At 67.7% G+C, this 6,334-nt stretch carries 6 protein-coding genes; 4 read left to right on the top strand and 2 right to left on the bottom strand.

What is annotated here, in order from left to right:
- Positions 1–374, top strand: a 374-nt coding sequence (locus A5708_RS27105) for a hypothetical protein (protein ID WP_196772503.1), incomplete at its 5' end; no start/stop codon positions are given.
- Positions 375–427: 53 nt separating this feature from the next.
- The gene (locus tag A5708_RS02340; RefSeq protein WP_231117795.1) at positions 428–1,204 is read left to right on the top strand and encodes a class I SAM-dependent methyltransferase; all 777 of its coding nucleotides are present in this window, start codon (positions 428–430) and stop codon (positions 1,202–1,204) included.
- On the opposite strand, the gene A5708_RS02335 is transcribed toward A5708_RS02340, so the two are convergent.
- Positions 1,201–1,638 carry an SRPBCC family protein gene (locus A5708_RS02335; RefSeq protein WP_065027086.1) on the bottom strand — a complete coding sequence of 146 codons (438 nt, stop codon included), beginning with the start codon at positions 1,636–1,638 and terminating at the stop codon, positions 1,201–1,203. The two genes, A5708_RS02340 and A5708_RS02335, sit on opposite strands and share 4 nt — an antisense overlap.
- An 84-nt stretch (positions 1,639–1,722) precedes the next feature.
- On the opposite strand from A5708_RS02335, the gene A5708_RS02330 reads away from it, so the two are divergent.
- Both A5708_RS02330 and A5708_RS02325 read left to right on the top strand, forming a co-directional pair.
- The gene (locus A5708_RS02330) at positions 1,723–3,114 is read left to right on the top strand and encodes an FAD-binding oxidoreductase (RefSeq protein WP_065027085.1); all 1,392 of its coding nucleotides are present in this window, start codon (positions 1,723–1,725) and stop codon (positions 3,112–3,114) included.
- Positions 3,111–4,421, top strand: a complete 1,311-nt coding sequence (locus A5708_RS02325) for a class I SAM-dependent methyltransferase (RefSeq protein WP_196772502.1) — start codon at positions 3,111–3,113, stop codon at positions 4,419–4,421. Before A5708_RS02330 ends, A5708_RS02325 begins: the two co-directional genes overlap by 4 nt.
- A gap of 4 nt (positions 4,422–4,425) precedes the next feature.
- Here the strand turns inward: A5708_RS02325 and A5708_RS02320 are convergent, their stop codons facing one another.
- The gene (locus A5708_RS02320; protein ID WP_065027083.1) at positions 4,426–6,291 is read right to left on the bottom strand and encodes a DNA polymerase III subunits gamma/tau; all 1,866 of its coding nucleotides are present in this window, start codon (positions 6,289–6,291) and stop codon (positions 4,426–4,428) included.
- Positions 6,292–6,334: the final 43 nt, after the last annotated feature.

The following is a 6,334-nucleotide window of genomic DNA, read 5'->3' as shown; positions in this document are numbered from 1 at the left end:
CCATCGCGATCGCCGACATGCTCCCGGTTCCAGGCAGGAAATCCGGCCGGGTGAACGTTTTCGCCCGGAGGTACGGCCACATTCCCGAGGCCAATCTGTATGACCGGGAGGAATACCCACGGCGACTGTCTGCGGTGGGTTTCGACGATGTCCTCGTGGAATCGATCCGGCAAGACGTGTTCCCCGGGATGGCCAATTACAGTCGGCAGCGCCTTGAGGGAAAGAAAAAGATGGATGAGGTGGTCGTGGATGTCTCGGAAGACGATCGCGCCCAGTGCCGTGGCGTAGAGATCTGGGAACGAGGGAGCGGTTTGACGGACTATGTGATGGTGTCGGCGCGGAAGCCTTTGGACATGGGAGTTCCAGGGAAATGAACTTGTGGCTGTTTTGTGTCGAACCGCGGCTCGCTTAATCCATCATGGTCCCCATGGAAACGGCAACCCCCGACATTGCCAACATGCCCCGGGGCGGGCCGAACGCCTCGTGGTTGGACCGGCGGCTGCAGACCGACCGGCTGGAATACCTGGACCGCGACGACGTCGACGATTTGAAGCGCAAGGTCATCCAAGCACTCGACCGCAGCGGACGACGACGGTTTTTGGGTAATTACACCTTGTGCGCGCGGGCGGCGCTTCGCGAGGTGAGCGATATCGTCTCGCCGAAGATCCTCGAACTCGGGTGCGGCCTCGGGGGGCTGTCGCGCAAGCTACTGGAGTATCGCCCCGCTGCTCAGGTGACGGTCACCGACATCGATCCCGAGTTCGTGGCCGCCGTCGCCGCCAGCGACCTCGGCAGTCACCCACGCGCCACGGTGCGGCAAATGGACGCCACCGCAATCGACGCCCCCGACAGGTATTACGACCTCGCGGTGTTTGCGTTGTCGTTGCATCACCTGGCGCCCGAGCAGGCCGCCCAAGTATTCGCCGAAGCGACCCGGGTAGCGAAGAAGTTGATAGTCATCGACCTCAGCAGGCGGCCGCCGCCGATCCAGTTGATGATGTTGGCGCTCATACTGCCGTTCACCAGGCTGAAGCCGTTGTTACACGACGGGATCATCAGCTCGTTACGCGCCTATAGCCCGTCGGCGCTGCGTGCGCTCGCCCATCATGCCGACCCGGCAATTACCGTCGAGTTCCGCGCTCGACCGTGGGGCGCGACGGTGATGGTTGCCGGCCGCCCGGCAACCGGACAATCAACCGGCTAGCCTTCCAGTTCCTTCTTCAGGTTGGCCAGCACCTCGCCCTGGATCTTTTTCAATCCCAATGGCGCAAAGGTCTTTTCGAAGAAGCCCTTGACGCCGCCCGCGCCGGTCCAGGTGGTCTTCACGGTGACACTGGAGCCGGGCCCGGCAGGGGCCACCGTCCAATTGATCACCATGGACGAGTTCGCGTCCTTCTCGATGACGGTGTGCCCCGCCACGTCGACATTGACCTGCACATCGCGCACGCGTGATTTGGTGGCCTGCAGCTTCCACTTGGCGACCGTGCCTGGCCCCTGCCCACCCTGGAGCACCTGGTAGTCGCTGTACTGCGGCGAGAGAATTTTCGGGCGGACGGTCTGATAGTCCGCGACGGCGGCAAGGGTTGCCGCAGGTTCCGCGTTGACCAAGATGGTGCTCTCGGCGTTCACCTGTCCCAAGGGGACCCCTCCTCATTCAAGATTTTCCCCGGTGCCGCCCCCTTCGAACGGGTGCACGGGGTGTTGTCGAAGACTAGGGTATATGTGGTGCCTGTCCTTGGATCTGCACTCTCGGCCCACAAGTCCGGCGTTGACCGGATGCTGGCAAGTTATCGATCCATCCCCGCAACGTCCGCCGTCCGGCTGGCCAAGCCGACGTCAAATCTGTTCCGCGCCCGAACCAAACGCGATGCCCCCGGTCTGGACACGTCCGGGCTGACCGGCGTCCTGGGCGTGGATCCCGAAACCCGCACCGCCGATGTGGCGGGTATGTGCACGTACGCAGACTTGGTGGCCGCGACTCTGCCGTACGGTCTTTCGCCGCTGGTCGTCCCGCAGCTGAAGACGATCACCCTGGGCGGCGCGGTCAGCGGACTGGGTATCGAGTCGTCGTCGTTCCGCAATGGATTGCCACATGAATCGGTGCTGGAGATGGATATCCTCACCGGCGCTGGCGATTTGCTCACCACTTCCCGCACCAGCCACCCCGACCTGTTTCGTGCCTTCCCGAATTCCTATGGGACACTTGGGTATTCGACCAGGATTCGGATCGAGCTGGAATCCGTCGCGCCGTTCGTGGCGCTGCGGCACGTCCGATTCTGCTCGGTGCCCGATCTGATCGCGGCCATGGAACGCATCATCGACACCGGCGGCCAGGGCGGGACGCCGGTCGACTATCTCGACGGGGTGGTCTTCAGCGCCGACGAAAGCTACCTGTGCGTGGGCCGGCGAACCACCACGCCCGGCCCGGTCAGCGACTACACCGGCCGCAACATCTACTACCAGTCCATCCGGCACGACGCCCCGGGCGTGGAAGCCGTCAAGGATGACCGGCTGACCATGAACGACTATTTCTGGCGCTGGGACACCGACTGGTTCTGGTGCTCACGCGCGTTCGGCGTGCAGAACCCGCGGCTGCGACGCTGGTGGCCGCGCCGCTACCGGCGCAGCAGCGTCTACTCGAAGCTGATCTCCATGGACCGCCGCTTCGGGCTGTCCGACCGGCTCGAGACGCGCAAGGGACGGCCGCCCCGCGAGCGGGTGGTGCAGGACATCGAAGTGCCGGTCGAACGGACCTGCGACTTCCTGGAGTGGTTCCTGGGCAGCGTGCCCATCACGCCAATCTGGTTGTGCCCGTTGCGTCTGCGCGACCGCCAGGGCTGGCCGCTGTACCCGATGCGCCCGGATCACACGTACGTCAACGTCGGCTTCTGGTCGTCGGTGCCGGGCGGCGCCACCGAGGGCGCCACCAACCGGATGATCGAGGCCAAGGTGGACGAGCTCGACGGCCACAAGTCGCTGTACTCGGACTCCTTCTACTCCCGCGAGGACTTCGACGAGTTGTACGGCGGCGAGGCCTACAACACCGTCAAGAAGACCTACGACCCCGATTCACGTTTACTCGACCTCTACGCGAAGGCGGTGCAACGGCGATGACGACGACCAAAGAACCCCACCGCTCACCGACCCGAAAACTCAGCATGGCCGAGATCCTGGAGGTCTTCGCCGCGACCGGGCGACATCCGCTGAAGTTCACCGCCTACGACGGCAGCACGGCCGGAAGCGAGGACGCCGAGCTGGGCCTGGACCTTCGGACGCCCCGCGGAGCCACCTACCTGGCCACCGCGCCCGGCGAACTCGGCCTGGCGCGCGCCTACGTGTCGGGCGACCTGCAGGCCTACGGCGTGCATCCGGGCGACCCGTACCGACTGCTCAAGACGCTGACCGATCGGGTCGAATTCAAGCGGCCGCCGGCGCGGGTGCTGGCCAACGTCGTCCGTTCGATGGGCCTCGAGCGATTGCTGCCGGTGCCACCACCACCGCAGGAAACCCGGCCCAGGTGGCGCCGGGTCACCGAAGGGCTGATGCACAGCAAGACCCGCGACGCCGAGGCCATCCATCATCACTACGACGTCTCCAACACCTTCTACGAGCTGGTGTTGGGCCCGTCGATGACCTACACCTGCGCGGTGTATCCCGACGCCGAGGCCACGCTGGAAGATGCGCAGCAGAACAAGTACCGGCTGATCTTCGAGAAGTTGCGGCTACAGCCGGGCGACCGGCTGCTCGACGTCGGCTGCGGCTGGGGCGGCATGGTGCGCTACGCCGCGCGCCGCGGCGTCCGGGCGATCGGCGCGACCCTGTCGGCCGAGCAGGCGAAGTGGGCGCAGCGGGCGATCGCCGACGAGGGGCTGGCGGAGCTGGCCGAGGTGCGGCACTCCGACTACCGCGACGTGGGCGAGGCGCAGTTCGACGCCGTCTCCTCGATCGGGCTGACCGAGCACATCGGCGTCAAGAATTACCCGGCCTACTTCGGGTTCTTGAAGTCGAAGCTGCGCACCGGCGGTCTGCTGCTCAATCACTGCATCACCCGGCACGACAACACCTCGACCTCGTTCGCCGGGGGGTTCACCGATCGCTACGTCTTCCCGGACGGCGAGCTGACCGGCTCGGGCCGCATCACCTGCGCGATCCAGGATGTGGGCTTCGAGGTGCTGCACGCGGAGAACTTCCGCCATCATTACGCGATGACGCTGCGCGACTGGTGCCACAACCTGGTCGAGCACTGGGACGTGGCGGTCGCCGAGGTCGGCCTGCCGACCGCCAAGGTGTGGGGCCTGTACATGGCGGCTTCGCGGGTGGCCTTCGAGCAGAACAACCTTCAGCTCCATCACGTGCTGGCGGCCAACACCGACGCGCGGGGCGACGACGACCTGCCGCCGCGGCCGTGGTGGACGGCCTGAATCGCTAGCCGTTGTCGATGCGGCGGGCGCCCAGCTCGTTCTGCAGTAGTTCGAGCGCGACCTCTTCGGGGTCGCGGCGCGGCGCCGATGGCTCGTCGCGGACGGCCTCGGCGAGCATGTGTTCCTCTTCGTCGCGGCGTGCGGAGTCCACGTCGGGCGCGGGCTCGGCGACGTTCGTCACCGCCGGGCCGGCTCCCCCACCGGCGGGAGGGGGTGACGCGGCCGCCGCCGGCGCGCCGGCCTCACACCGCACCCGCCAGTTGACGCCCAGCGCATCTTTGAGCGCTTCGGCGATGACGTCGGCGTTGCGCTGCTCGCAGAGCCGCTTGGCCAGCGGCGCCGATTCATGGCTCAGCACCAACGTGTTGCCCTCGATGGCCCGCACGGTCGCCCCGGCCAGCATCACCTCGGTGGTGCGGCTGCGCTGACGCACCTTTTCGCGCACGGTCGGCCACATGCTGCGTACCGCGGCGGTGTTGAGTTCGCCTGGCGCAGAGGCTATTTCGGCCGCCGGCGCCGGAGCGGGTCCGGGCGCGGACGCCCGGGGCGGTTCGGGGACGGGGGCCGCCGAGGGCTCGGGCTTGGGCTCGGGTTTCGGTTCGGCCTTGGCGGCGGCCGCCGCGGACGGCCGGGTGAACCGGACGGGTGGCTCGGGTTCGGCCGGCGCCGGCGCACTGCGCGGCGCCGCGGCGGGGGCTTCGGAGCCGGGGATGGACATGTCCAACCGGGTCTCGATCCGCTCGACGCGTTGCAGCAGCGCCGATTCGGTGTCGCTGGCCGAGGGCAGCAGCAGACGCGCACACACGACCTCGAGCAACAGACGCGGCGCCGTCGCACCGCGCATCTCGCCCAGCCCCGCCTGCACCACCTCGGCGTAGCGGGTCAGGGTCGCCGGCCCGATCCGGGTCGCTTGCTCACGCATCCGCTCCAGCACGTCCTCCGGCGCGTCCACCACGCCGCGGCTGGCCGCGTCCGGAACGGCCTGCAGCAGGATCAGGTCGCGGAACCGCTCGAGCAGATCGGTGGCGAACCGCCGTGGGTCATGCCCGGCATCGATCACCGACTCCACCGCGCCGAACAGGGCCGCGGCATCGGCGGCGGCGAGGGCGTCCACGGCGTCGTCGATCAGCGCCATGTCGGTGGCCCCCAGCAGGCCCAGCGCCCGCTGATAGGTCACGTGGGCGCCCTCGGCGCCGGCCACCAGCTGATCCAGCACCGACAGGGTGTCGCGGGGCGAGCCGCCGCCGGCGCGGATCACCAGCGGGTACACGGCGTCGTCGACGGCGACGCCCTCCTGCTCGCAGATCCGCCCGATCAACGACCGCATGGTCTTCGGCGGCAGCAACCGGAACGGGTAGTGATGCGTGCGCGACCGGATCGTCGGCAGCACCTTCTCCGGTTCGGTGGTCGCGAAGATGAAGATGAGGTGCTCGGGGGGCTCCTCGACGATCTTGAGCAGCGCGTTGAACCCCGCGGTGGTCACCATGTGCGCCTCGTCGACGATGAACACGCGGTAGCGCGACTGGGCGGGCGCGTAGAACGCGCGGTCGCGCAGCTCGCGGGTGTCGTCCACACCGCCGTGGCTGGCGGCGTCGAGCTCGACGACGTCGATGCTGCCGGGCGCGTTGGGCGCCAGCGCCTGGCACGAGTCGCAGACCCCGCACGGGGTGGCCGTCGGGCCCTGAGCGCAGTTCAGCGAGCGGGCCAGGATGCGCGCCGAGGAGGTCTTGCCGCAGCCGCGCGGACCCGAGAACAAATACGCGTGGTTGATCCGTCCGGCTTCCAGGGCGATCGAGAGTGGTTCGGTGACGTGCTCCTGCCCCACCACTTCGGCGAAGGTTGCCGGACGGTACTTGCGGTAGAGGGCCACGGTCAGCAGGCTACCGGCGCGGGGTGACTACCGTCGCGCTGGC

The organism is Mycobacterium colombiense (assembly GCF_001672755.1).
Classification (GTDB): Bacteria; Actinomycetota; Actinomycetes; order Mycobacteriales; family Mycobacteriaceae; genus Mycobacterium; species Mycobacterium colombiense_C.
The sequence above is the reverse complement of the archived record's forward strand: the minus strand, read 5'-3'. Positions and strand labels throughout refer to the sequence as shown.